We start from the raw sequence: 22,998 nt of genomic DNA, 5'->3' as shown, positions 1-22,998 counted from the left end.
CCCTCGTGCGCACGACCCGCAGCCCGGCCCGCCGCCTCGTCGCGGTGCTGCTGCTGTCGCTGGTCGCGGCGCTCGCCCCGATCGCCGGGTCGCTGACCGCCGAGGCCGTCCCGGCCACGGCCGCGGCCTCGGTCGGGCAGGACGTCGCGCCCGCCGAGGCACCCCGGCCCGCGCTGCTGGGGCGCTCCGCGCACGACGGTCCGGTCGCCCCGGACGCGACCGGCCACCCCGGGCCCGCCCTGGACGTGCTGGTCCTCGACGCCGCCGGGCTCGGGCAGGACGCGCCCGCCCCCGTCGACGACCGGACGACGGCCGCCGCCCCGGAGCCCGGGACCGGCGCGGACGTCGGGTCGCGGGGACCGCCGCGGGCCTGACCGGACGAACCCGCCGGTCGCCACCGCCCGCCACTCCCCCGCACCACCCCGCCGTGCCCCGGTCCCGACCGGGGCGCCCGCCGCCGAGGATCCCTGTGAAGCCACGCCCCGTGCTCTGGCGGGCGCTCATCGCGCTCGCCGTGCTCGCCCTGTCCTCCGTCGTCGCGCTCACCACCGCCCCCACGCTGGGGCTGGACCTGCGCGGCGGCACCCAGATCGTCCTGGAGACCCGCGACACCCCCGAGGTCGCCGCCGACGGCGAGGCCACCGACCGCGTGCTGGAGGTGCTGCGCGGGCGCATCGACGGGCTCGGTGTCGCAGAGCCCAGCCTGGCCCGGTCCGGGGAGAACCGGATCATCGTCGAGCTCCCCGGGCTGACCGACCCCGCCGAGGCCGCGGAGACCCTCGGCCGCACCGCGCAGCTGACGATGCACCCGGTGCTCGGGATCGGCGACCCCGCCGCCGGGGGCGCTCCCGGCACCGACGAGCAGGGCCAGCCGCTCCAGCTCGGCCCGGCCGCGCTGTCCGGCGACCTGGTCGGCTCCGCGATGTCGACGCCCAACCCGCAGGGCGTCGGGCACGTCGTGAACATCAGCTTCGACGGCGAGGGCCCCGCCCGCTGGCAGTCCCTCACCGGCCAGGCCGCGTGCGCCCCGATCGGCGATCCGCAGCGGCGCATCGCGATCGTGCTCGACCAGCAGGTCATCTCCTCCCCGCAGGTCACCGAGCAGACCGCGTGCAACGTCGGCCAGATCGGCGGGCAGACCCAGATCAGCGGCAACTTCTCCCCCGAGCAGGCTTCCGAGCTGGCCGTGCTGATCGAGGGCGGCGCCCTCCCGCTGCCCGTGGAGATCATCGAGCAGCGGACCGTCGGCCCGACCCTGGGCGCCGACGCGATCTCCGCGAGCGCCTGGGCCGCGATCATCGGCTCGGCGCTGGCCGGGGCGTTCCTCATCGTGGTGTACCGGCTCGTCGGGCTGGTCGCCGTCGTCGCGCTCGGCGGGTACGCACTCGTCGCCTACGCGGTGCAGACCGGGCTCGGTGCCACGCTGACGCTGCCCGGCCTGGCCGCGTTCGTCCTCGCGGTCGGCATGGCCGTGGACGCGAACGTGCTGATCGCCGAACGGTCCCGCGAGGAGTACGCGGCGAAGCCACGCCTGGAACGTGCCTCGGAGATGGGCTACGCGAACTCGCTGTCCGCGGTCGGGGACGTCGCCGTGACCTCGCTGCTCGCCGCCGTGCTGCTGTTCGGGCTCGCCTCGGGCCCGGTCCGCGGGTTCGGCGTCACGCTGGTCATCGGTGTGGTCGTGTCGCTGTTCTCCGCCCTGGTGCTCTCGCGGCTGCTCACCCTCGCCGTGCTCAAGATCCCCGCGGTGAAGCGCAGGCCGAGGATCACCGGTATCACCGAGATCGGCCCGGTCCGGCGCCGCCTCGAGGCGAGCGACCCCGGTTTCCTGCGGCGGCCGGGGCGCTACCTCGCCGTCGCCGGTGTCGTGGTGGTGGTGATGGTGTCCGGGCTGTTCGTGCGCGGCCTGGAGCTCGGTGTCGAGTTCACCGGCGGCCGGCTGGTCGAGTTCACGACGTCGAACCCGGTGAGCGTGGAGCAGGTCCGCGACGCCGTCGGCACCACCGGGATCGGCGGGCTCACCGTCACCGAGACCGGCGACGGTGCGGTCGCGCTGCGCTCCGGCGAGCTCACCGACGCCCAGGTCGGGCAGCTGCGCGAGGTCGTCGGCGCGGCGGGCGGCGGCGCGGAGGTGCTGCGCGACGAGCTCATCGGCCCCAGCCTCGGTGCCGAGCTGGCCCGCGGCGGCATCATCGCGCTCGGTGTCGCGCTCGCCGCGCAGTTCCTCTACCTCGCGTTCCGGTTCCGCTGGACGCTCGGCGCCGGCGCGGTCGCGGCGCTGCTGACCAACGTGCTCGTGGTGGTCGGGGTGTTCGCCTGGACCGGGCGCACCGCCGACGGCGTGTTCCTCGCGGCGCTGCTCACCGTCATCGGCTACTCGGTCAACGACACCGTGGTCGTGTTCGACCGCGTGCGCGAGCACTGGGCACGCAACGCGAAGGTGCCGTTCCACAGGGTCGTGGGGTCGGCGGTGCTCTCGACCCTGCCGCGGACGGTGAACACCGGCATCTCGACGCTGACGATCCTGGTCATGCTGCTGTTCCTCGGCGGGGCGACCCTCGGGGACTTCGCACTGGCGCTGATCGTGGGCATCGTGGTCGGGACGGTGTCGACGATCGTCGTCGCCGGGCCGGTGTCGATCCTGCTGCAGCAGCGCTGGACCGGGCCCGCGCCGCGGACCTCCGGAGCGAAGCAGCCGGTCGGCAAGGCGGGACGGCGGCACCCGTCGAAGGCCGACCGGGCACGGCGCCGCGCCGGCGACGGCGCGGTCGTCTGAGTGCGGCTCCCTCACCTGCGGTCCCCGAGGTCGAGGCGTTCGCCGCAGCGGTCGATCCCGGCGCGGATCATCGCGCCGTAGCCGTCGTCGGGCAGCGCCCCCACCCGGTCCCGGGCCCGGGTCAGGTGGTGGCGCGCCCGGTCGTCGTCGCCGAGGCGGCGGTGCACGTCGGCCAGGTTCAGGTGCAGCGACGGCAGGAACCCGCCGACCGTCAGCCCGGAGTGGTGGCGCTGCGCCCGCTCGTCGGTCAGCTCCTCGGCGGCGGCCAGGGCGCGCTCGTCCCACAGCAGCTCGGCGTGCGGGTCGTCCTGCACGTCGGCGGCGTAGTGGGCCAGCGTGCACCGGTGGAACGGGTCGCCGTCGGCGGTCACCCGCGCCCACAGGGCGTCGAACCGGGCGCGGGACCCGGCCCGGTCACCGGCACGGCCCGCCTCGACGGCGGCGCCGACGGCGTCCATGACGGGATCCGCGGTGACGGGCTGGTCCACGGGGGCCTCCGGTGCTCGGGGGTGGGTCGGGACGCATGCTGCACCGGACCCCCGACAGTTCCGCTCAACCGCGGGGCAGCTCCCGCCAGCGCGCCTCGACCGCGCGCCACTCGCGGTCCAGCCGTCCCGCCGCCCGCGCGCGGCCGGCGACGCCGGCGGCCGTGTACACCGCGACCAGGCCGGCCCCGCCGACGCCCAGCACCGTCGCCGACCGCAGGATCCCGGCCGTCCGGACCTCGGTCGGGTGCTCCGGGGCGGCCGGGACCCCGTCGGGGCCGATCCACAGCCCGACCGTCCGGCCGGGCGCGACCCGCCCGCCGACGGTCACCGTGGCGGTCCGCACGACGCCGCGGCCGTCGGTCCAGCCGACGTCGACGGGCCCCGGTCCCGCGGTCGTCGCGAGCACGGTCGCGCTCACCCGGGTGGTCCCGGCCGCCCGGGCGGCGGCGGTCTCGGCGGCGTCGCCGACCGCGATCGCCAGCAGCAGGAGCAGTCCGGCCGCGACGGGCACGACGACCCGCCGCAGCCCGGTCAGGGCCCGCTCGACACCGTCGGGCTCGCCGGAGGGGTTCATGGGTCGAGGGTCGGCCCGTCCGGCTCACCGGACAATGCGGAAGTTCCGCTCTCAGCCTTCGGCTGTGACAGAGACAGCGTGGATGTGGTCCGCGAGCGCCAGCACCGCGGGCCATCCCGGCGAGCTCGGCTCGAGGGCCGCGCCCCGGCACAGCGACAGCCTGCGCCGCGCCCACGGCTCCCCCAGCGCGACCACCTGCAGACGCCCGGCACGGGCCGGGACGGCGGCCGCGCGACGGGGCACGACGGCGATCCCGGCGCCCGCCTCGGCCAGCGCGACCACCGTGCCCAGGTCCGCGGCGCGGGTGCGGTACCGCGGCGCGAGCCCGGCGTCGGCCGCCTGCGCGTCGAGCGAGAGCTGCAGCGGCGACGACGCGGCCAGCCCCACCATCGGGTGCTCGGCCGCCTCGGCGAACGCGATCGTGTCCCGGCCGTCGAGCACACCGTGCCCGGCGCCGACGACGACCAGCGAGTCGTCGCACAGCGGCTCCGCCCGCAGTCCCTGGCCGGCGGCCACGTGGTCGAGCACGATCCCCAGGTCCGCCCCGCCGTCGGCGAGGGTGCGGGCGGTCTCGACACTGCGCCGCAGGGTGACGTCGACGTCGGAGTGCGGCCGGGCCAGCAGGAACGCCGTCACCGCCCGCGGCACGAGGTCGTGCATCGCCGAGCTCCCGGCGAGCAGCGACAGCGGCGCGCTCGCCGGCCGGGAGTAGGAGGCGATCGCGCCGTCGAGTCGCGCCGCCCGGTCGAGGACCTCGCGGGCGTGCCGGGCCAGTGCCCGCCCGGCCGGGGTGGTGCGGACCCCGCGCCGCTCCCGGACCAGCAGCTCGACCCCCGCCTGGCGTTCCAGGGCGCGGACCCGTGCGCTCGCCGACGGCAGGCTCAGGTTGGCCCGCGCGGCACCGCCGGTGATGGACCCCTCGGCGACGACGTGCAGGAACAGCCGCAGGTCGGTGAAGTCGTACTGCACCGGCCGAGCCTATGGCAGCTCCGTACCCTGGGTCGACACGTCCGATGCGGACGGGCACTGTCCGCGTCCGGGGTCAGGATCGTCGCCGTGACCCCTACCCTGCAGATCGCGTTCGACGCCGCCGACCCGCACGCCCTCGCGCGGTTCTGGGCGGCCGCCCTCGGCTACGAGGTGGAGGACCACACCGCCGTCGTCGACGGTCTGCTGGCCGCCGGCCACCTCGGCGAGGCCGACGTGCTCGTCGACGGCGACCGGCGCGGCTTCCGCGACGTCGCCACCGCCCGCGGGCCGGGTCCGCGGCTGTTCGTGCAGCGGGTGCCGGAGCCGAAGTCGGCCAAGAACCGGGTGCACCTGGACCTGCAGGTCGGCCCGGAGGAGGCCCCCGCGGAGGTGGAGCGCCTGGTCGCGCTCGGCGCCCGGGTGCTGTGGACGACGGCCGACCGCGGCCCGGTCACCACCACCCTGTGCGACCCCGAGGGCAACGAGTTCTGCGTGACCTGAGGTCGCCGCGAGCGGCTCAGCCGGGCTCGAAGTCGTAGGTCCGCCCGCCGACCCGGAGCAGGTCGACGGCCGAGACCAGCCCGGCGTCGCCGCCGCCCTGGTTGAACCCGGCGGCGTAGGCGGTCATGTCCGGGTACGCGGCCATGATGTCGGACAGCGTGCGCTGCTCGCCGCCGTCGCGGCACTGCCGGTAGGCGTCGACCCGGCCGATCTGCTGTGTCGTGCAGTAGGTGCCGGACCCGACGTCGTAGGGGGTCCAGGTGCCGGCCGGGGCCCGGTCGGGCAGGTAGGTGAGGACGTACAGGTCGCCAGCCTCCAGGGTGCCGCCGTTCACGTCGACGGCGATCGCGAACGACGGCATCGCCCCGCTCGACGACGCCGGGTCGCGGTAGGCCCAGTAGCTCGCGTCGGTGAACCGGGACAACGGGCCGGCGACCTCGTCGGTGACGTACTGGCGCTTGTCCCCGTCGCCCGGGGTGCGCAGCTCCAGGGCGCCGCTGCCGCCGTCGGGCGGGGCACCGTGGCGAGCGGTGAACTCGCGGCTGCCGGAACCCTCGTCGAGGGTCCCGGCGAACTGGTTCGACGCCGCCGGGGTGACGGTCACCCGCCCCGACGGGCCGAACGGACCGACCGCGACGGCGGGCTGCAGCGAGGCGAGCCCCACGAGCGCGACGACGGCCGCGGCCGTGGCGATCAGTCCGTTCCGTCGTCCTCGACGCATCCGCCCTCCCCGAGCCGGTCGCGGGGATCAACGACCGGGGACGCCCGGGGATACCGCCCGGTTCAGGCCAGCAGCGTGCCCGGCGCCGCCTCGTAGGGCTGGAAGAAGTCGTTGGCGGGCGCCCCGGCGAGGGTGAGCACCAGCGCGGGTACCGCGACGCCGTCGATCTGCTCGCGGAGGATGTCGGCGTGCCCCGCGTGCCGGGCGAACTCCTCGACCAGGTGCACCAGGTAGTAGCGGGCGTGGATCGGCCGCGCGTCGTGGATCCCGTGCCAGGGGGCCGGCGGGGCGGTCGAGTCGCCGGCCGGGTCGGTCTTCGCGACGGTGGCGAGCAGCTCGGCCCGGACCCGGTCGAACTCCTCGACGGTCGCGGCGACGGTCTCGTCGTCGCCGACGGTGAAGCTGCCGGTGAACAGGGCGACCGCGGCCGCGTCGAGCGGCTGCTCGGTGACGTCACCGGTCAGCCGGTCCAGCGCGCCGCGCATGCAGTAGGCGGCGTGCTTGACCAGGCCACCGACGGACAGCGCGCTGCGGCACGGGGTCGCGCGGGCCTGTTCCTCGGTGAGGCCGAGGAGCGCGGAGCGGATCGCCGTGAGCTGCACGTCGATGTAGTTCAGGAGGCCGGTGACCTCGTCGTGGCGGGCGGGTGCGTACATGGGGTCCTCCGGTGCTCGGGAGCGGTTCGAGGACGACTGTGCCGCCCGATGCGGTCAGGTCCGGTCCTCGACGGCGGAGGAGCGCGTGCGGATCCGCTACCGGGCCGCGCCGATCCACGACAGCCACGCCGGCATCGCGAGCCGGGCGAGGCGGTCGTAGCCGTCGGCACCGGGGTGGGCGCCGTCTCCGTCGCGGACCCCGGTCGTCCACACCTCGTCGGCCGACAGCGCGTCGAACACGTCGACGAAGGGCACCCCGGCGGCGTCGCACACCCCGAGGAACCGCGCGGTCAGGTCCCGCACCCGCCGGTTCACCGCGGCGTCGGCGATCGGCGGGGGTCCGACGACGAAGGCCGGCAGGCCCGCGGCCCCGGCCCCGGCGAGCAGCCGGGTCAGGTTCGCGACCGTGACGTCCGGCTCCACCCGGCACCGGCCGTCCTCCTCGACGCCGTCGTTCACACCGAAGGACAGGACCAGGCGCTCGTCGCACCCGGGGGCACGGCGTGCTCCCGTCTCGCGCTCCCAGCGGGCGAGGACGTCGCTGCTGGTGTCGCGGCGGATCCCCAGGTTGTAGGCGGTCGTCGGGACGCCCCGGCGCCCGACCGCCGCCACGAGGCGGCCGAACCACCCCCGGCAGTCGGGGTCGCCGACACCGGCGACGAAGGAGTCCCCCAGCGCGACGACGCGCAGGTCGCGGGTGCTGCTCACCGGCAGATCCTCACACGTGCCCGGGGACCCCGCCGCCACCCCCGGCCGCGCGGACCCCCGGCCGGTGAGCCCGGTCCCGGAGCCGTCCGAGCGACACGGCACACCCGGGAATCCACTGGTCCGCAGGCCGTCGGCGTGATTCGCTCCCGGTCACGAGCCGTTCGGTGAGGAGTCGCCGTGATCGAACCGTCCGCAGCCCTGGGTGTCGTCGTGATCGCCCTCGGCATGGTCCTCACCCCTGGGCCGAACATGGTGTACCTGACCTCCCGGGCGATCTCGCAGGGCCGGCGCGCCGGACTCGTGTCGCTCGCCGGTACCGCAGTCGGCTTCCTCTGCTACCTCCTCGCCGCGACGGCCGGGCTCTCGGCGCTGTTCGTCGCCGTCCCCGCCGCCTATACCGCGGTCAGGATCGCGGGGGCGCTCTACCTCGCCTGGCTCGCCTGGGGCATGCTGCGCCCCGGCGGACGGTCGCCGTTCGAGGCCCGCGACCTCGCGCCCGAGCGTGATCGGCGCCTGTTCGGCATGGGGCTGCTCACGAACCTGCTGAACCCGAAGATCGCGCTGATGTACGCCGCGCTGCTGCCCCAGTTCGTCAACCCCGCCGACGGCGCCACCGGGAGCCAGCTCCTGCAGCTCGGAGCGGTCCAGATCGCCGTCGCGGTGACCGTCAACGGGCTGATCGTCCTCACCGCCGCGTCCGTCTCCGGGTTCCTGGCCGCACGGCCGCGGGCGATGACGGTCCAGCGGTGGGTGGCCGGCACCGTGCTCGGCGGGTTCGCCGTCAGGACCGCACTGGGCCCCGGCCCGGCGACGAGCTGACCCGACCCACGCGGACCACGGGAGCCGGGCCGTCCCGGTCCTCCCCGGCGCCCCGGACGGCGTGGTCACGACCTCGCGCCGGTGCCGGCCCCCGTCGCGGACCGGGTGCCCGGTGGGGATCGGGCGACGGGCGGGGCTGGGGTGCGGACGAGCCGGTCTGTAAGCCGGATCCTGTTCCCGGGCACCTCACGGTGCTCCGTTCGGCGACCATCCATCTCGGCCTGCCGTCGCCGGCAGGCTCCAGCGGTCCACCCGCAGGCTCGGGCGGGCAGCCCTCGTGCGCCTGCGCAGCCGTACACGTACGGCCTCTCGACCTTGCTCCGGGTGGGGTTTACCGAGCCACCCCGGTCACCCGGGGTGCTGGTGGTCTCTTACACCACCGTTTCACCCTTACCCCGCGGCTCCGGGGAGCCGCGTGGCGGTCTGTTCTCTGTGGCACTGTCCCGCGGGTCGCCCCGGGTTGCCGTTGACAACCACCCTGCCCTGTGGAGTCCGGACTTTCCTCGGCGGGACCCGGAGGTCCCGCCGCGGCCGCCCGACCGACTCGTCCGCAGCCACGAGGATACTCACGCCGCGACGGCGGCCCGCACGACCTCCGCCAGTTCGTCGCGGCCGGGGCCGTCGGCGAGCGGCGCCCGCCATCCGCCCTGGTAGACGGCGCGGGCGAGCGGCTCGACCGGGTCGAGGGACTCCGGGCCGGCGAGCATCGCGAGGTAGGGCCCGATCGTCGGCGTGATCCGCGGGTCGGCCGCGGCGGCGGCGAGGATCAGGTCGCTCGGGATGCGCCGGGTGAGGTCGACGTCGCCGCCGGACCACACGCGTCGCCAGTGGTCGTCGGAGCGGGTGTGGTCGTGCACCCACGGGAGCATCGCGGCGTCGCACCACGCCCCGAACGAGGCGGTGTCGCCGGTGTCGACGCGGTCGAGCAGCGCCCGGACCTGCATCGCGGTGGTGGCGAGGCCGCGGCCGAACATCGGGGTGGTGGTGCAGACGGCGTCGCCGAGCAGCACCAGCCCGCCGACGTCGGGCTGGGCGCGGTAGTGGTTGTACAGCCGTCCGCCGGGCAGCACCGGGGTGATCGGTGCGGACCGGTCCGGGTCGGTCCAGTCGCACAGCCCGGGGACGGCGCGGCTGGCGGCGGTGAACGCGGCCTCGTGACGGAGGTCGTGCAGCGCGCCGGCCGGGCGGACGAGGAGCACCGAGAAGATCCCGCGCTCGTGCCGGAACACGATCACCTGGTAGCCGTCGAGCCGGGCCTCCCAGGCGAGCGGGTTGCTCATCGGACCGGGCTCGGCGCCGTCGTGCAGCCGGTACTGGCGGCTGACGTAGGCGATGCCGGTGTCGCCGCCCGCGACCGGTGCCGGGCCGAGGTCCCGGGTCACCCGGCCGTTGCGGCCCGAGGCGTCGACGACCAGGTCGGCGGGGAGGTGCTCGCCGTCGACGACGAGCCCCCGGGCCCGGCCGTCCTCGACGCCCACCCGGTCGACGTGGCCGCGGCGCAGGGTCAGCCCCGGCTCCCGGGCCGCGACCGAGCGCAGTGCCCGCTCGAAGGTCTCCCGCCGCACCCGCATCCCGGCGGGCAGGCGGGTGCCGTCGTCGAGGACGAAGGCGAGCGGCTCGGCGCCGGCGGCCAGGCAGGCGTCCCACGCCTCGGGCAGCTCCGCGCGCAACGCCTCCCCCATCTGCTGGCGGACGCCGTGCGGGTGGTGGAACTGCATGACCCCGCGCCGCTCCCAGCGGCCGCCGGTGTCCGGTCCGGGGTCGGGGTCGACCGCGACGACCGCGTGCCCGCGTCGCGCCAGCGCGGCCCCGAGGAGCAGGCCCGCGGGGCCGGCGCCGATGATGCCCACCTGCACGACGACCTCCCGGCTATATTGACTGCACTCAGAGTGCACCGAATTGAGGGTGATGTCCAGTGACGCGGGCCTACCGCTCCACGACGCGCGACGAGCGGGCGCGCGCGACCCGGCGGACCGTCGTCGCGGCGGCGGCGGAGCTGTTCGTCCGCGACGGATGGACCGCCACCACCCTCGACGCCGTCGCCGCGGCCGCCGGGGTCAGCCGCCGGACCGTCGTCAACGCCGCCGGAGGCAAGCCGGCGCTGCTGTCGCTGGCCTGGGACCACACCCTCGTCGGCGACGACGAGCCGGTCCCGATGGCCGAGCGGCCCGCCGTCGCGCGGATCCTGGCACGCACCGACCCGGCCGGCGCGGTCGCCGCCTGGGTGGACATGGTCGTCGGGGTCCAGGGCCGCGCCGCGCCGCTGGCCGCGGTGATCGACGCGGCCGCGGACGTCGACGTCGACGTCGCCGCCCTGCGCGACCGTGCCGAGACCGAGCGTCTCGCCGGGGCCCGAGCGTTCGCCGCCCACCTGGCGACGCTGGACCCGGACCTCGACCCCGGCCCGGTCGCGGACCTGGCGTGGACGATGAACGACGGCACGTCCTACCGGCGCCTGGTCGTGCTGCGTGGCTGGCCGGTCGATCGCTACCGGGACTGGCTGGTCACGGTCGCGCAGTGCTCGCTGCTCACGTCCCGCAGAACGTCGTGAACGGCGGCGAGTCCGGCCCCGCGGGCTGGGCGTAGCGCTCGTAGCCCGCGCGCTCGGTGAACGGGTGCGCGAGGACCTGCAGCAGCCACTGCACCGGCTCCAGGTCCCCCTCGACGGCGGCGCCCAGCGCCTCCTCGACCAGGTGGTTGCGCGGCACGTAGACCGGGTTGACCCGGTCCATCGCGTCGGCGTCCGGACCGGCGGCCCGCCAGGACTCCAGCCACGGGTCCAGCGCGGCCGGGTCGGAGAGCAGGGCGCGGACCGGCCCGGCGTCGCCCCGGGCGGCCTCGGACAGCCGTCGGAAGAACAGGGTGTGGTCGGGCTTCTGGTCCTCGATCACCGCGAACAGGTCGGCGAGCAGCTCCGGGGTCCCGACGCCGATCTTGGCGAGGTAGCCGCGGTCCCGGGCGGCGAGGTAGGCGTCGGCGAAGCCCGCCAGCTCCTCGGTCGCGAGGCGCACCGCCTCCTCCTGGGAGTCGGCGAACAGCCCCAGCAGCGACTCGCCGAGCCGGGCGAGGTTCCACTGGGCGATGCCGGGCTGGTTGCCGTAGGCGTAGCGGCCACCGGAGTCGATCGAGGAGTACCAGGTCGCCGGGTCGTGGGCGTCGAGGAAGGCGCACGGGCCGTAGTCGATGGTCTCGCCGGAGATCGTCATGTTGTCGGTGTTCATGACGCCGTGCACGAACCCGATCTGCATCCAGCGCGCGACGAGCCCGGCCTGGACGGCGATCACCGCGCGGTAGAGCTCCAGCGGCGAGGACGCCTGCGGGTGGTGCCGGGCGATCGCGTACTCCGCGAGCCGGCGCAGCACGTCGACCTCCCCCGTGGCGGCCGCGAACTGGAAGGTCCCCACCCGCAGGTGGCTGGCCGCGGTGCGGGCGAGCACGGCGCCCGGCTCCGGGCCGCGGTCGCGCAGCACGGGCTCACCGGTGGCGACGACGGCCAGCGACCGCGTGGAGGGCACCCCCAGCGCATGCATCGCCTCGGAGATCACGTACTCGCGCAGCATCGGCCCGAGCGGGGCCCTCCCGTCGCCGCCGCGGGCGAACGGGGTGCGTCCGGACCCCTTGAGGTGCAGGTCGCGGCGGGCGCCGTCGGGGGTGACCAGCTCGCCGACCAGCAGCGCACGGCCGTCGCCGAGCCGCGGCGAGTAGTTGCCGAACTGGTGGCCGGCGTACGCCTGCGCGACGGTCGTCGCCGAGTCGGGCACGGTCGTGCCGGTGAGCAGCGCGACACCCTCGGGCGTGCGCAGCTGCGCCGGGTCGAGGCCCAGCTCACCGGCCAGGGACTCGTTGAGCAGCACCAGCCGGGCGTCCGGAGCCGGGGCGGCCTGCCAGGGCAGGTAGAGCCCGTCCAGGTCGCGGACGAAGGTGTTCTCGAACGCGATCTCGGTGGCAGCGGTCATGGGTCCCAGGCTACGGACCCGCACGGTCGGCTGCCGGGGAGGACCGCGGCGTTGCACCGGGATACCGTCCGGTGGTGATCGACCTCTCCCAGCCGTGGGCGCTGGTGTTCCTGCTGCTGGCCGGGCTGCTCGCGGGTGCGGTGAACGCCGTCGCGGGCGGCGGGTCGCTGCTGGTGTTCCCGGCGCTGCTCGGGGTGGGGTTCCCGCCGCTGGCGGCGAACGTCACCAACTCGGTCGCCCAGTGGCCCGGCTACGCCGGGCTGGTGCTCGGGGCCCGCCGCGAGCTGCCCGGACAGGGCAGGCGGATCGCGGTCACCGCGGTCGCCGCGGCGCTGGGCAGCGGAGTGGGCTGCACCCTGCTGCTGGTGCTGCCCAGCAGCGTGTTCGACGCCGTCGTGCCCGTCCTGGTGATCCTGGCCAGCCTCACGATGGCGGTCGGGCCGTGGCTCAAGCGCCGGATCGGCGACCCGGCCGCCCGGGGGCGGGACCGCACCCCGGCGCTGTTGGTCGCGGTGTTCCTCGCCGCGGTCTACGGCGGCTACTTCGGCGGCGCCCTGGGCGTGGTGCTGATCTCGGCGCTGTCGCTGTTCGCCCACGACGAGCTGCGCAGGCTCAACGCGCTCAAGGGCGTGCTGTCGCTGGTCGTCGCGACGGTGACGGTCGTCGTGTTCGCCCTCGGCGCCCCGGTCGACTGGCTCGCCGTCGCGCTGCTCGCCCCGACCACGCTGGTCGGCGGCTACGTCGGCGCCCTGGTCGCGCGGCGGATGCCGCAGACCCTGCTGCGCTGGGCGGTGGTCCTGCTGGGCCTGGCCGTCGGCGTCGCGCTGCTGTTCACGTGAGCCTCCTGCTGGCGGTCGCCCTGCTGGCCGCGGTCCTGGCCGCCGCGACGCTGCGCCCGTTCGGGCTGCCCGAGGCCGTGGTCGCGGTCCCGGCGGCACTGGTCGCCCTCGGCGCCGGGCTGGTGACCCCGGCCGGGGCGTGGACCGAGATCGGCGAGCTCGCCCCGACCGTCGGGTTCCTCGCCGCGATCCTGCTGCTCGGGCACCTCGCCGACGCCGAGGGCGTGTTCCGCTGGCTGGGCGCGCGACTGGCGACGGCGTCGGCCGGGTCCCCGCGACGGCTGCTGGTCGCCGTCTTCACCGCGGCGGCCGGGACGACCGCGGTCCTGAGCCTGGACGCGACGGTGGTCCTGCTGACCCCGGTGGTGCTGGCGACGGCGGCCCGGCTGGGGGTAGCGTCGCGGCCGCACTCGTTCGCCTGCGCGCACCTGTCGAACTCGGCGTCCGGGCTGCTGCCGGTGTCGAACCTGACGAACCTGCTGGCGTTCTCGGCGTCGGGGGTGGGGTTCCTGACCTTCGCGGGGCTGATGGTCGGGCCGTGGGTGGCGGTGATCGTCGTCGAGTACCTGGTGCTGCGGTGGGTGTTCCGGCGCGACCTCGCCGCGGAGCCGGAGCCGGCGCCGGCCGACCCCGCGGTGCCCGCCCCGGCGGCACCGGTCGTCGCGCTGTCGGTGCTCGGGCTGACCCTGGCCGGGTTCGCGCTGGCCTCGCCGCTGGGCGTCGAACCGGGCTGGGTCGCCGCGGCCGGGGCCGCGGTGCTGGCGGTGCGGGCGCTGGTGCGGCGCGAGACCGGGCCGCTGCGCCTGGTCGCCGCGGCCTCCCCCGGGTTCTGCCTGTTCGTGCTGGCCCTGGGCGTGGTCGTCGCCGGGATCGGTGCCCAGGGGCTGTCGGGCTGGATCGGTGCGCTGCTGCCCGCCACCCCGGACCTGACCGGGCTGCTGGTCACCGCGGCCGTCGCGGCGGTGCTGGCGAACCTGGTGAACAACCTGCCCGCGACGCTGGTGCTGCTCACCGCACTCGGCCCGGCCGCGCACCCCGGCCTGGTGCTGGCGATGCTGCTGGGCGTCAACATCGGGCCGAACCTGACCTACGCCGGGTCGCTCGCGACGCTGCTGTGGCGGCGTATCGCCACCGGCTACGGCGACCCGCCGCAGCTCGGCACGTTCCTGCGCCTGGGGGTGCTCACCGTCCCGCTGGGCCTGCTCGCCGCGACGACCGCGCTCTGGGCCGCGCTCGCGGTGCTTCCCCGGTAGCGGCACGGCCCGGACAGCACGACGGCCCCGCCCGGAAGGGGCGGGGCCGGTCGCGGACGGTGGGCAGGGATCAGAACTCGTGGGCCATGTCGTGGCCGAGGTCGGTGTCCGGGTCCATCTCGCGGGCCGGGACACCCATCGGGCGTGAGCTGCCGCGCCGCTGCTGAGGCCGCCGCGCGATCACCTTCATCTCGTGTGCCAGGTCGTAGCCGTAGTCGTGCTCGTGGATCTGCGACATCGCTGTCCTCACCGTCTCCCTGTTCCCCGCCGACACCGAGACTGTCGTTCACGCTCCGTAGGTTGACCACCCCGTACGGTGCACGCGAAGCATCGCTCAGGTGAGGAACGGGGACAACTGTCCGGAGTCGACACCGCCCGAACGGGTCAGGACGGTATCGATCCAGCAGGCGGTGACGGGCCGGTGACTACCGGAGGTCGTCCAGGTAGGACGTCTCGTTGACCAGACGCACCGAGGCGCCCCCGTCGGGGTAGAAGTCGGCGATGTTGAGGCAGGCCAGGTCCAGGTGCATGCGGTAGAGCACCTCGTCGCCGGCGCCGAGCGCGGTGCGCAGCAGCATCTTGATCGGGGTGACGTGGCTGACCAGGACCACCGTCCGACCGGCGAACTCCTCGACGATCCGGGCCCGCTCGGCCTCGACCCGCTCCCCCACCGCGCGGAAGCTCTCGCCGCCCGGCGGTTCGACGTCGGCGGATCCGAGCCAGCGGCCGTGCAGCTCGGGGTCGCGCTCGCGGGCCTCGGTGAAGGTGAGGCCCTCCCAGCCGCCGAAGTCGGTCTCGATCAGGCCGGGGCGGACCTCGAGGTCGGCCCCGGTCGTCTCGGCGACGGCGGCCGCGGTCTGGCGGGCCCGGCGCAGCGGCGAGGACAGCACCACGGCCGGTTCGACGCCCTGGCCCGACAGCCGGGTCTCCAGCGCGCGGGCCGCGGCGGCGGCCTGCTTCTGGCCCAGCTCGGTCAGCTCGGGGTCGCCGTGGCCGGAGTAGCGGCGCTCGACCGACAGCTCGGTCTGGCCGTGGCGCAGCAGGATCAGCCGCGTCGGGGGGCCCGTCTGCCCGGTCCACGCGGCCGCGGCGGCCGCGGAGTCCGTCGACGCGGTCGCGTCCGCGGGCGGCTTCGGCGCCGGTCCCACCGTCCCGGACGGGTCCAGGGTGGGGTTCGACTCCCCGTCCATCGCCCGGTTGGCGAGCGCGTCGGCGCGGGCGTTGTCCTTGCGCGGGATCCACACGAAGGTGACCGCGTCGAAGCCCGCGGCCAGCTCGCGGGCGGTGTCGGCGAGCTCCTGCAGCGGCGGGTGCTTGATCTTCCAGCGCCCGCTCATCTGCTCGACGACGAGCTTGGAGTCCATCCGGGCCTCGACCTCGGTGGCCCCCAGGTCGCGGGCGGCCCTCAGCCCGGCGATCAGGCCGCGGTACTCGGCGACGTTGTTGGTGGTGGTCCCGAGGCCGTCGTAGACCTCACCGAGCACCTGGCGGGCGCCGGCGTCGAGCACGACCGCGCCGTAGCCGGCGGGCCCGGGGTTCCCGCGGGAGCCGCCGTCCGCCTCGACGACCAGCTTCACCTGCCACGCACCAGGATCGCGCCGCACTCCTCGCAGTGGACGACCTCGTCGGCGGCCGCCGTGCGGACCTGCCCGAGGAAGGTCCGGTCGAGCTCGAGCCGGCACGCGCCGCAGCGGGACTCGCGCAGCTGTCCGGCCGCGACCCGGCCGCCGGCGCGGATGCGCTCGTAGTCGGCGAGCAGGTCCGCGGGCAACGCGGCGACGACCTCGGTGCGGGCGCGGTCGCGCCCGGCGCGGGTGGCGTCGATGTCGCCCTCGGCGGACTCGCGCTTCGCGGTCACCTCGCCGAGGGCGGTCTCGGCCTCGGCCAGCTCGCCGCGGGCGTGGTCGAGCTCGATGCCGACGGCCTCGCGCTCCTCCATGATCCCCAGCTGCTCGTCCTCCAGGACGCCCTGGCGGCGGGCGAGGGTGTCGAGCTCGTGCTGCAGCTCGGTGGCCTGCTTCGCGGAGATGCCCGAGCCGGCGAGCAGGGTGTGGTCGCGCTCGGTGCGGGCCCGGACACCGTCGATGTCGCGTTCGAGCCGGGCGATGTCGCGGTCGAGGTCACCGGCGCGGGTCTCGGCGCGGACCAGGGCGTCGCGCGCCGCACGGACCCGCTGCTCGGCCTCGTCCAGCTGCGCGAGTTCGGGCAGCGTCGAGCGCCGGTGGGTGAGCCGGCCGATCTCGGCGTCCACCTCGGCCAGCGTCACCAGCTTCGCCTGCGCGGTGGGATCGGCCTTCATGCACTCGCCTCCGGTTGTCCTGCTGTCGTGTCGGATCCGCTGCTCGGGGCGGCGGTGGTCCAGGGGTCGGTACGGGCCCGCGAGACCGCGACCGAGACGCTACCTGCGAGGGCCTCGGCCACGACCCCGGCCGCCTGCCCGCACCACGGCCACTCCGAGGCCCAGTGGGCGACGTCGACCAGCGCGGGGGTCGGGCCGCCGGGGCCGGTCCCGGCGAGCGTGTGCTCGGACGCGGGGTGGTGGCGCAGGTCGGCGGTGACGAACGCGTCGACGCCGGCCCGGGCGGCCGAGTCCAGGGCCGAGTCCCCGGCGCCGCCGCAGACCGCGACCCGGCGGATCGGGCGCTCCGGGTCCCCGGCACCGCGCACCCCCCATGCGGTGGCGGGCAGCGCCGCGGCGACCCGGCGGGTGAATGCCGCGAACGGCTCGGCGGCGGCGAGCTCGCCGACCCGGCCCAGCCCCAGCGACGACGGCAGCGGCGCCATCTCCAGCAGGTCGAAGGCCGGTTCCTCGTAGGGGTGCGCGGCCCGCAGCGCGGCGACGACGTCGCGGCGCCGCGACCGGGGCAGCACCATCTCCAGCCGGGTCTCCGCGACGCGCTCCAGGCGGCCGACCGACCCGATGACCGGGGCGGCGCCGTCGAGGGGAAGGAACTGGCCGGTCCCGGCGGTGGCGAACGAGCAGTGCGAGTAGTTGCCGATCGCGCCGGCACCGGCGTCGGACAGGGCGGTGTGCACGGCGGCGATCGACGGGCCGACCGGCACGAACGTGACGATCTTGTCCAGGGCAGGGCCGGGCTCCGGTTCCAGCGGGCCGGACACGGTCAGCCCGAGGGCGGCGGCGAGCGCGTCGGAGACGCCCGGGTCGGAGACGTCGGCGTTGGTGTGTGCGGTGAACAGCGCGACCCCGGCCCGGATCAGCCGGTGCAGCAGGGCGCCCTTGGGGGTGTCGGCGCCGACGCCGTGCACCCCGCGGAGCAGCAGTGGGTGGTGGGTGACCAGCAGCTGGGCGCCGGAGGAGATCGCCTCGTCGACGGTCTCCGGGGTGGGGTCGACGGCGAACAGCACCCGGGAGACGGTGTCGTCGGGGTCGCCGCAGACCAGGCCGACCGCGTCCCAGTCCATGGCCAGCCGGGGCGGGTAGGCGGCGTCGAGGGCGGCGACGACGTCGCGCACCGTGCTCACGCCGACACCGCCAGCCGGCGCAGTGCGGCGTCGAGGGACTCGACGAGGCGGCGGACCGTCTCCGGCGGGCGGACCGCGACGCGCAGGTGGTCGGGCCCGAGACCGGGGAAGGTGTCGCCGCGGCGCACCGCGATCCCGGCCTCGCGCAGCATGCGCCGCACCGCCTCGCCGGTGCCGTCGGGCAGGTGCAGCAGCAGGTACGGGGCGGGCCCCGCCGACACGCCGACGCCGTCGAGACCCGACAGCGCCGCGGCCATCGAGACGCGGTGTGCGGCGAGCTCGCGGGCCGTCCGGTCCGCGGCGGAGACCGCGTCGGGCTCGCAGCAGGCGATGACCGCCTCCAGGGCGGGGGTGGAGACCGGCCACAGCGGGCGGGTCGCGGCGAGCCGGGCCAGCAGATCGGGGGCGCCGAGCGCGTAGCCGGCGCGCAGCCCGGCCAGCGCCCAGGTCTTGGTCAGCGAGCGGAACACCAGCAGGCCCGGCACGCCGGAGTCGCCGGCGAGGGTCTCCGGCTCGCCGGGGACGGCGTCGGCGAACGCCTCGTCGACGAGCACGGTCCGTCCCGGGCGGGCGAGCGCGCGCAGCGCGGCGGCCGGGTGCAGCACCCCGGTGGGGTTCGTCGGGTTCCCGACGACGACGAGGTCGGCCTCCTCGGGCACCGCGGCCGGGTCGAGCGCGTGCCCGGTCGCGGCGTCGGTCAGCACCCGCATCACGTCCACCCCGCCGCAGCGCAGCGCGGCCTCCGGCTCGGTGAACCCGGGGTGCACGACGGCGGCGAGCCGGGGGCGCAGCGACGGGAGCAGCGCGAAGCCCTCCGCGCTGCCCGCGAGCACCAGCACCTCGTCCGCGTGGCGGCCGTGCCGCGCCGCGACGGTGGCGCGGGCGCGGGCGTCGTGGTCGGCCCGCGGGTAGCGGCCGAGTCCGTCCAGGGTCGCGACGAGCCGGTCCCGCAGCCAGGGCGGGGGGCCGTCGCCGATCACGTTGACGGCGAAGTCGACGAGCCCGTCGGTGGCCTCGGCGTCGCCGTGGTGCCGCAGGTCGTGCCCGCCCGCGTGATCCGTCCCGGCCGCATGGTGATCGAACGGCATCGGGCCACCCTACGGCGCGCACCGGTGCGCGGTGGACAATGGCCCGGCCACCACACCCGAGCGTCAGGGTCGACGTCGGTGCCCCCGCTCCCCGGAGGAACGTCGCAGTGAACGTCGTCTTCGTCTGTACCGGCAACATCTGCCGGTCCCCGATCGCCGAGAAGATCCTCGCCGCCGAGGTCGAGGCCGCCGGGCTGGCCGACCGGGTGCGCGTGACCAGCGCCGGGACCGGCCACTGGCACATCGGGCAGCCCATGGACTCCCGCGCCGCCCAGGTGCTGGCCGAGCACGGTCACGACACCGCCCACAGCGCCCGCCAGGTCGACTCGGAGATCCTCTCCGCGGACCTGCTGGTGGCGCTGGACATGGGGCACCTGCGGACCCTCGAGCGGTCGGTGCCCGATCCCAAGCGGGTCCGGCTGCTGCGCTCGTTCGACCCGGCAGCCCCCGCGGGTGCCGAGGTGCCCGACCCCTACTACGGCGGTCCGGACGGGTTCGCCGAGGTCCACGCCATGATCGTCGCGGCGGTGCCGGGCCTGGTCGAGTTCGTCACCCGGAACGCGTGACCGACCGCGTCGCCCGGCTGACCGGCCGCGCCGTGCGGGACGGACCGGCCGGGCACCCGCCGCGCGCGACCCTGGACGACGGCACCGTCGTCGTGGTCAAGGACGCCTCGGCGGACCCGGGAGCGGCCCCGGCCGAGGCCGCCGGGCTGCGCTGGATCGCGGTGCCGGGCGGACCGCCGGTCCCCCGTGTGCTCGGCGCCGACGACGCGGTCCTGGTCACCGAGCTCGTCCCCCGGGGCCGGGCGACGCCCGGCGCCGCGGAGCGGTTCGGCCGGGAGCTGGCGACGCTGCACGCCGCCGGGGCCGACGCGTTCGGCGCCCCGCCGCCGGGCGGGCCGGCGCGGGCGTGGATCGGGCACACGCGGATGGAGAACCGTCCGCACGACGGCCCGTGGGGCGACTGGTTCGCCTCCGACCGAGTGCTGCCCTACCTGCGGGCCGCCCGGGACCGCGGCGCCCTCGACCCGGCCGGCGCCGCCGCCGTCGACGACGTGTGCGGACGGATCGGTGCCCTGGCCGGTCCGGACGAGCCGCCGGCCCGCCTGCACGGGGACCTGTGGTCGGGCAACGTGCTCTGGTCGGGCCCCGGGGACGGCGCCGCGTGGCTGATCGACCCGGCCGCGCACGGCGGGCACCGCGAGTCCGACCTCGCGATGCTGGACCTGTTCGGGCTGCCGCACCTCGACGTCGTCCTCGCCGCCTACGACGAGCACTCCCCGCTCGCCGACGGGTGGCGCGAGCGGGTCGACCTGCACCAGCTGTTCCCGCTCCTGGTGCACGCCGTGCTGTTCGGGGGCGGGTACGGCGCGCAGGCCGCCGCGGCCGCGCGCCGTCTCCGCTGATCCCCCGGTCTCAGTACGCCCCGTGCTCCCCGCGCAGCGGGAACCCGGCGGCGCCGCCGTCGCCGAGCTTCACGCCCAGCACCTGGTGGAGCTGGATGTTGTTCAGCTCGAAGCCCAGCCGGCACGCGGCCATGTAGAGCCGCCACACCCGGGCCCGGCCGACGCCGACCTCGGCGACGGCGTCGGTCCAGTTGCGCTCCAGGTTCGCGCCCCAGTCCCGCAGCGTCATGGCGTAGTGCTCGCGCAGGTTCTCCTCGTGCCGGATCTCGAACCCGGCCTCGTTCATCGCGTCCACCAGCGCCGCGACCGGCTCCAGCTCCCCGTCGGGGAACACGTAGCGGTGGATGAACGGGTCGGTGTGACGGTGGTCGGGCCGGTGCGGCTGGGTGATGCAGTGGTTCAGCATCCGCCCGCCCGGCCGGAGCTTGGCGTACATCGAGGCGAAGTAGGAGTCCAGGTTGGCCTTGCCGATGTGCTCGGTGAGGCCGATGGAGGACACCGCGTCGTAGACGCCGTCGGGGACGTCGCGGTAGTCGAGGTGGCGGACCTCGGCCAGGTTGGACAGCCCCTCGCGGGCGATCGCCTCCTGCGCCCAGGCGGCCTGCTCCTTCGACAGGGTCACCCCGAGCGCGCGGACGCCGTGCTCGCGGGCGGCGTGGCGGACCATGCCGCCCCAGCCGCAGCCGACGTCGAGCAGCCGCATCCCCGGCTTCAGATCCAGCTTGGTCGCCACCAGCTCGTACTTGGTGGCCTGTGCGGTCTCCAGCGACGCGTCGGCGTCGGGGTAGGCCGCGCAGGTGTAGGTCATCGACGGCCCGAGCACGAACTCGTAGAACCGGTTGGACACGTCGTAGTGGTGCGAGATGGCCTGCGAGTCACGCCGCCGGGAGTGCAGCAGCCCCTTGGGGCGGGCCTCCAGGTCGGGCGGCGGCATCCGGTGCTCGCGCCAGTAGGGCAGCAGCCGGCGCGCCAGCCACAGCTGCTCCCGGCGCGGGATCGAGTGCAGCGTCACCTCCGACATCGCGCGCAGCGCGGTGTAGAGGTCCCCCTCCACGTCGAGCTCCTCGGTCACGTACGCCCGGGCCAGCCCGAGCGACCCCGGGGCGCTCACCAGCCGGGCCAGCGCCCGGGGCGAGTTCACCCGCAACGTGACCGGGGCGTCGTCGGGCCCCGACCGCGATCCGTCGAACCCCTCCACCCGCAGCTCACGCGTGGAACCCAGGACGTGGGACAGGATCCCCGCCACCGGCTCGGTCGTCGTGGCCCGCCCTTCCAGTACTCCTGTCATCGCCGATCCCTCCCCTGTCGATCCCCGCGGTGCGCTCGTCAGCGGCCGGTGACCTTGGCGAACAGGTCGGGAGACCGACCGTCCGGGTCGTACCGCTGCTTCACCGCCCGGTAGGCCGCACCGTTGTAGTGCGACCAGAACTCGTCCTCGCCGTAGTGCACGGTCGAGTACAGCGACTTGTGCCCGCCCAGGTCGGCGACACACTCCTCGATCAGCCGGTTGTGTGCCCACGGGTCCCCCGGCTTCTCCGCCACCGAGGACCAGAAGCCGACGTTGACGTAGAGCCGGCCCGGCTCCATCGGGTACAGCGGCCAGCTCCGCTCCCCGCGCAGCTGCAGCGGGCACAGCCACACCGGCTCGATCCGGATCTCCCGGTGGAAGAACTCGAGGAACTCCGGCAGCCGCTCGACCGGGATCTCCACGTCCTGCACGACCATCTCCTCGGCGGTCCCGCCGAGCGCCTCCCGGACCCGGTTCGACGCGCCGTGACGCTGGTCGAGGGCGACGAGACGGCGGTAGACGTCCGAGCGGCGCAGGCGGCGTGGCCAGAACCGGCGCACCACCGGGTGCTGCACGCCGAACGCGCGCGAGCACCAGAACCAGTCGGTGTCCCAGCGCCAGAGGTAGTCGTGCACGGTGAGGTGGTCGACCGGGCGGCGCTGCAGCGACCGGTAGAACACCTCCTGACCGGTGTAGTCGGAGATCCGGGCGCCCGGCATCGGGGCGTCGACGAACTCCCCGGTGGTCAGGTACTGCTCGTCGGGTCCGAACACGACACCGTCGAGGAAGTCGACCTCGCCCGCCGCCACGAACCGCTCGATCGCCGCCGACGCGGCGGAGGCGCTCGCGTACCGGTGGTGGGTGAGCTTCACGAAGGGCTTCACGGGCGCCAGCTCGACGACCAGGCGGACCGCGTAGCCGAGCGTGCCGTAGGAGTTGGGGAACGCCGCGAACAGGTCGGCGTGCTCCCCGTCGGGGGTGACGAGCAGCAGCTCCCCGGCCGGGGTGAGCACGTCCATCTCGAGCACCGACTCGTGCGGCAGCCCGTCGCGGAACGACGTCGACTCGACCCCGAGCCCGGTGACCGCTCCCCCGAGAGTGATGGTCTTGAGCTGCGGGACCACCAGCGGCATCAGCCCGTGCACGAGGGTGGCGTCCACGATGGTCTCGTAGGTCGCCATCCCCTGTACCTCGGCGGTCCGCCGGTCCGGGTCCACGCCGAGGACACCGTCCAGCGCGGAGGTGTCGAGGCGGCGCGCGGCGGCGCCGGTGTCGCGGTCGCCGAACCGGAACAGGTTCGACGACGGCTTCCCCAGCTGGACGGCGCCGGCTCCGGCGCGCGCCCGGCGCAGGTTCTCCACCGCGGCGTCGTGCGCGGTTCGGGTGGCGGTCCCGGCGGGCATGGCGGTGACGATAGACCCATATCGTTTGCGACGCTCATGATTAACGGAGGGTCCTCCGTCACAGCACG

The 22,998-nt window shown here is 75.6% G+C and carries 24 protein-coding genes and 1 other RNA gene; 9 read left to right on the top strand and 16 right to left on the bottom strand.

All coding sequences use genetic code 11. The annotated features are described in order from the left end of the window. Nucleotides 1-5: 5 nt before the first annotated feature. On the top strand, nt 6-374 hold the full coding sequence (locus MTO91_RS11050) for a hypothetical protein (RefSeq protein WP_476654445.1): 369 nt from the start codon (nt 6-8) through the stop codon (nt 372-374). A gap of 95 nt (nt 375-469) precedes the next feature. Continuing rightward, a complete protein-coding gene (gene secD, locus MTO91_RS11045) occupies nt 470-2,776 on the top strand; it encodes a protein translocase subunit SecD (RefSeq protein WP_476654444.1) in 2,307 nt (768 codons plus the stop codon). Nucleotides 2,777-2,787: 11 nt separating this feature from the next. Here the strand turns inward: secD and MTO91_RS11040 are convergent, their stop codons facing one another. The 3 genes from MTO91_RS11040 to MTO91_RS11030 form a co-directional block, all read right to left on the bottom strand. Further along, complete coding sequence (locus tag MTO91_RS11040; protein WP_476654443.1) at nt 2,788-3,264, bottom strand: hypothetical protein; 477 nt, start codon at nt 3,262-3,264, stop codon at nt 2,788-2,790. Nucleotides 3,265-3,328: 64 nt separating this feature from the next. After that, entirely contained in the window at nt 3,329-3,838 is a 510-nt protein-coding gene (locus MTO91_RS11035; protein WP_405417754.1) for a hypothetical protein, read from the bottom strand. 51 nt (nt 3,839-3,889) lie between these two features. After that, nucleotides 3,890-4,807, bottom strand: coding sequence for a LysR family transcriptional regulator (locus MTO91_RS11030; RefSeq protein WP_476654442.1), 918 nt, complete (start codon nt 4,805-4,807; stop codon nt 3,890-3,892). Between the two features lie 87 nt (nt 4,808-4,894). Here MTO91_RS11030 and MTO91_RS11025 point away from each other — a divergent pair, with 87 nt between their 5' ends. After that, entirely contained in the window at nt 4,895-5,308 is a 414-nt protein-coding gene (locus MTO91_RS11025; protein ID WP_208820245.1) for a VOC family protein, read from the top strand. Nucleotides 5,309-5,324: 16 nt separating this feature from the next. On the opposite strand, the gene MTO91_RS11020 is transcribed toward MTO91_RS11025, so the two are convergent. The 3 genes from MTO91_RS11020 to MTO91_RS11010 form a co-directional block, all read right to left on the bottom strand. Further along, complete coding sequence (locus tag MTO91_RS11020) at nt 5,325-6,029, bottom strand: hypothetical protein (RefSeq protein WP_476654441.1); 705 nt, start codon at nt 6,027-6,029, stop codon at nt 5,325-5,327. Between the two features lie 62 nt (nt 6,030-6,091). After that, nucleotides 6,092-6,685, bottom strand: a complete 594-nt coding sequence (locus MTO91_RS11015) for a DinB family protein (RefSeq protein WP_208820243.1) — start codon at nt 6,683-6,685, stop codon at nt 6,092-6,094. A gap of 96 nt (nt 6,686-6,781) precedes the next feature. Then, nucleotides 6,782-7,393, bottom strand: coding sequence for a GDSL-type esterase/lipase family protein (locus tag MTO91_RS11010; protein WP_476654440.1), 612 nt, complete (start codon nt 7,391-7,393; stop codon nt 6,782-6,784). Nucleotides 7,394-7,570: 177 nt separating this feature from the next. Between MTO91_RS11010 and MTO91_RS11005 the strand changes: the two genes are divergently transcribed. Beyond that, entirely contained in the window at nt 7,571-8,212 is a 642-nt protein-coding gene (locus MTO91_RS11005) for a LysE family translocator (protein WP_476654439.1), read from the top strand. A 144-nt stretch (nt 8,213-8,356) separates the two neighbouring features. Here MTO91_RS11005 and rnpB read toward each other — a convergent pair. Beyond that, an RNA gene (gene rnpB, locus MTO91_RS11000) (RNase P RNA component class A) lies at nt 8,357-8,759 on the bottom strand. Between the two features lie 19 nt (nt 8,760-8,778). Continuing rightward, nucleotides 8,779-10,107, bottom strand: coding sequence for an NAD(P)/FAD-dependent oxidoreductase (locus tag MTO91_RS10995; RefSeq protein ID WP_476654438.1), 1,329 nt, complete (start codon nt 10,105-10,107; stop codon nt 8,779-8,781). Nucleotides 10,108-10,127: 20 nt separating this feature from the next. Here MTO91_RS10995 and MTO91_RS10990 point away from each other — a divergent pair, with 20 nt between their 5' ends. Continuing rightward, nucleotides 10,128-10,763 carry a TetR/AcrR family transcriptional regulator gene (locus tag MTO91_RS10990; protein WP_476654437.1) on the top strand — a complete coding sequence of 212 codons (636 nt, stop codon included), beginning with the start codon at nt 10,128-10,130 and terminating at the stop codon, nt 10,761-10,763. Here the strand turns inward: MTO91_RS10990 and MTO91_RS10985 are convergent. Further along, nucleotides 10,741-12,168 (bottom strand): protein adenylyltransferase SelO, encoded by a 1,428-nt coding sequence (locus tag MTO91_RS10985; RefSeq protein ID WP_476654436.1) that lies wholly within the window; start codon nt 12,166-12,168, stop codon nt 10,741-10,743. The genes MTO91_RS10990 and MTO91_RS10985 overlap by 23 nt on opposite strands. 74 nt (nt 12,169-12,242) lie before the next feature. Here MTO91_RS10985 and MTO91_RS10980 point away from each other — a divergent pair, with 74 nt between their 5' ends. Together MTO91_RS10980 and MTO91_RS10975 are read left to right on the top strand one after the other, a co-directional pair. Next, nucleotides 12,243-13,007 (top strand): sulfite exporter TauE/SafE family protein, encoded by a 765-nt coding sequence (locus tag MTO91_RS10980; protein ID WP_476654435.1) that lies wholly within the window; start codon nt 12,243-12,245, stop codon nt 13,005-13,007. Continuing rightward, nucleotides 13,004-14,260 carry an SLC13 family permease gene (locus tag MTO91_RS10975; RefSeq protein WP_476654434.1) on the top strand — a complete coding sequence of 419 codons (1,257 nt, stop codon included), beginning with the start codon at nt 13,004-13,006 and terminating at the stop codon, nt 14,258-14,260. Before MTO91_RS10980 ends, MTO91_RS10975 begins: the two co-directional genes overlap by 4 nt. A 70-nt stretch (nt 14,261-14,330) precedes the next feature. On the opposite strand, the gene MTO91_RS10970 is transcribed toward MTO91_RS10975, so the two are convergent. The 5 genes from MTO91_RS10970 to cobC all read right to left on the bottom strand — a co-directional run bounded on the left by MTO91_RS10970 (nt 14,331) and on the right by cobC (nt 18,831). Then, complete coding sequence (locus MTO91_RS10970; RefSeq protein WP_476654433.1) at nt 14,331-14,498, bottom strand: hypothetical protein; 168 nt, start codon at nt 14,496-14,498, stop codon at nt 14,331-14,333. A gap of 187 nt (nt 14,499-14,685) precedes the next feature. Next, nucleotides 14,686-15,831 (bottom strand): bifunctional RNase H/acid phosphatase, encoded by a 1,146-nt coding sequence (locus MTO91_RS10965; RefSeq protein ID WP_476654854.1) that lies wholly within the window; start codon nt 15,829-15,831, stop codon nt 14,686-14,688. A gap of 2 nt (nt 15,832-15,833) precedes the next feature. Next, nucleotides 15,834-16,559: a zinc ribbon domain-containing protein gene (locus MTO91_RS10960; RefSeq protein WP_073577069.1), complete on the bottom strand. Its 726-nt coding sequence runs from the start codon at nt 16,557-16,559 to the stop codon at nt 15,834-15,836. Further along, nucleotides 16,556-17,683 (bottom strand): Nif3-like dinuclear metal center hexameric protein, encoded by a 1,128-nt coding sequence (locus MTO91_RS10955; RefSeq protein WP_476654852.1) that lies wholly within the window; start codon nt 17,681-17,683, stop codon nt 16,556-16,558. The genes MTO91_RS10960 and MTO91_RS10955 overlap by 4 nt, the downstream gene beginning before the upstream one ends. A 56-nt stretch (nt 17,684-17,739) precedes the next feature. Then, entirely contained in the window at nt 17,740-18,831 is a 1,092-nt protein-coding gene (gene cobC / locus MTO91_RS10950; protein WP_476654432.1) for an Rv2231c family pyridoxal phosphate-dependent protein CobC, read from the bottom strand. Between the two features lie 107 nt (nt 18,832-18,938). Between cobC and MTO91_RS10945 the strand changes: the two genes are divergently transcribed. Beyond that, complete coding sequence (locus MTO91_RS10945) at nt 18,939-19,397, top strand: low molecular weight protein-tyrosine-phosphatase (protein WP_405417785.1); 459 nt, start codon at nt 18,939-18,941, stop codon at nt 19,395-19,397. Then, on the top strand, nt 19,394-20,239 hold the full coding sequence (locus MTO91_RS10940; RefSeq protein ID WP_476654431.1) for a fructosamine kinase family protein: 846 nt from the start codon (nt 19,394-19,396) through the stop codon (nt 20,237-20,239). The genes MTO91_RS10945 and MTO91_RS10940 overlap by 4 nt, the downstream gene beginning before the upstream one ends. Nucleotides 20,240-20,249: 10 nt before the next feature. Here MTO91_RS10940 and MTO91_RS10935 read toward each other — a convergent pair whose 3' ends face one another. Then, nucleotides 20,250-21,527 (bottom strand): class I SAM-dependent methyltransferase, encoded by a 1,278-nt coding sequence (locus tag MTO91_RS10935; RefSeq protein WP_476654430.1) that lies wholly within the window; start codon nt 21,525-21,527, stop codon nt 20,250-20,252. Nucleotides 21,528-21,565: 38 nt separating this feature from the next. Further along, complete coding sequence (locus MTO91_RS10930) at nt 21,566-22,930, bottom strand: FAD-binding oxidoreductase (RefSeq protein WP_405417791.1); 1,365 nt, start codon at nt 22,928-22,930, stop codon at nt 21,566-21,568. Between the last annotated feature and the right edge of the window lie 68 nt (nt 22,931-22,998).

It is taken from the genome of Pseudonocardia sp. 2-7 (genome assembly GCF_056341085.1).
The sequence above is the reverse complement of the archived record's forward strand: the minus strand, read 5'-3'. Positions and strand labels throughout refer to the sequence as shown.

Excerpts from the sequence above, each read along its gene's own strand:
- MTO91_RS10960 (WP_073577069.1), bottom strand. The coding sequence starts at position 16,559 with ATGAAGGCCGATCCCACCGCGCAGGCGAAGCTGGTGACGCTGGCCGAG.
- MTO91_RS10970 (WP_476654433.1), bottom strand. The coding sequence starts at position 14,498 with ATGTCGCAGATCCACGAGCACGACTACGGCTACGACCTGGCACACGAG.
- MTO91_RS10935 (WP_476654430.1), bottom strand. The coding sequence starts at position 21,527 with ATGACAGGAGTACTGGAAGGGCGGGCCACGACGACCGAGCCGGTGGCG.
- cobC (WP_476654432.1), bottom strand. The coding sequence starts at position 18,831 with ATGCCGTTCGATCACCATGCGGCCGGGACGGATCACGCGGGCGGGCAC.
- MTO91_RS11015 (WP_208820243.1), bottom strand. The coding sequence starts at position 6,685 with ATGTACGCACCCGCCCGCCACGACGAGGTCACCGGCCTCCTGAACTAC.
- MTO91_RS10955 (WP_476654852.1), bottom strand. The coding sequence starts at position 17,683 with ATGGACTGGGACGCGGTCGGCCTGGTCTGCGGCGACCCCGACGACACC.
- MTO91_RS10985 (WP_476654436.1), bottom strand. The coding sequence starts at position 12,168 with ATGACCGCTGCCACCGAGATCGCGTTCGAGAACACCTTCGTCCGCGAC.
- MTO91_RS11035 (WP_405417754.1), bottom strand. The coding sequence starts at position 3,838 with ATGAACCCCTCCGGCGAGCCCGACGGTGTCGAGCGGGCCCTGACCGGG.
- MTO91_RS10930 (WP_405417791.1), bottom strand. The coding sequence starts at position 22,930 with ATGCCCGCCGGGACCGCCACCCGAACCGCGCACGACGCCGCGGTGGAG.
- MTO91_RS11020 (WP_476654441.1), bottom strand. The coding sequence starts at position 6,029 with ATGCGTCGAGGACGACGGAACGGACTGATCGCCACGGCCGCGGCCGTC.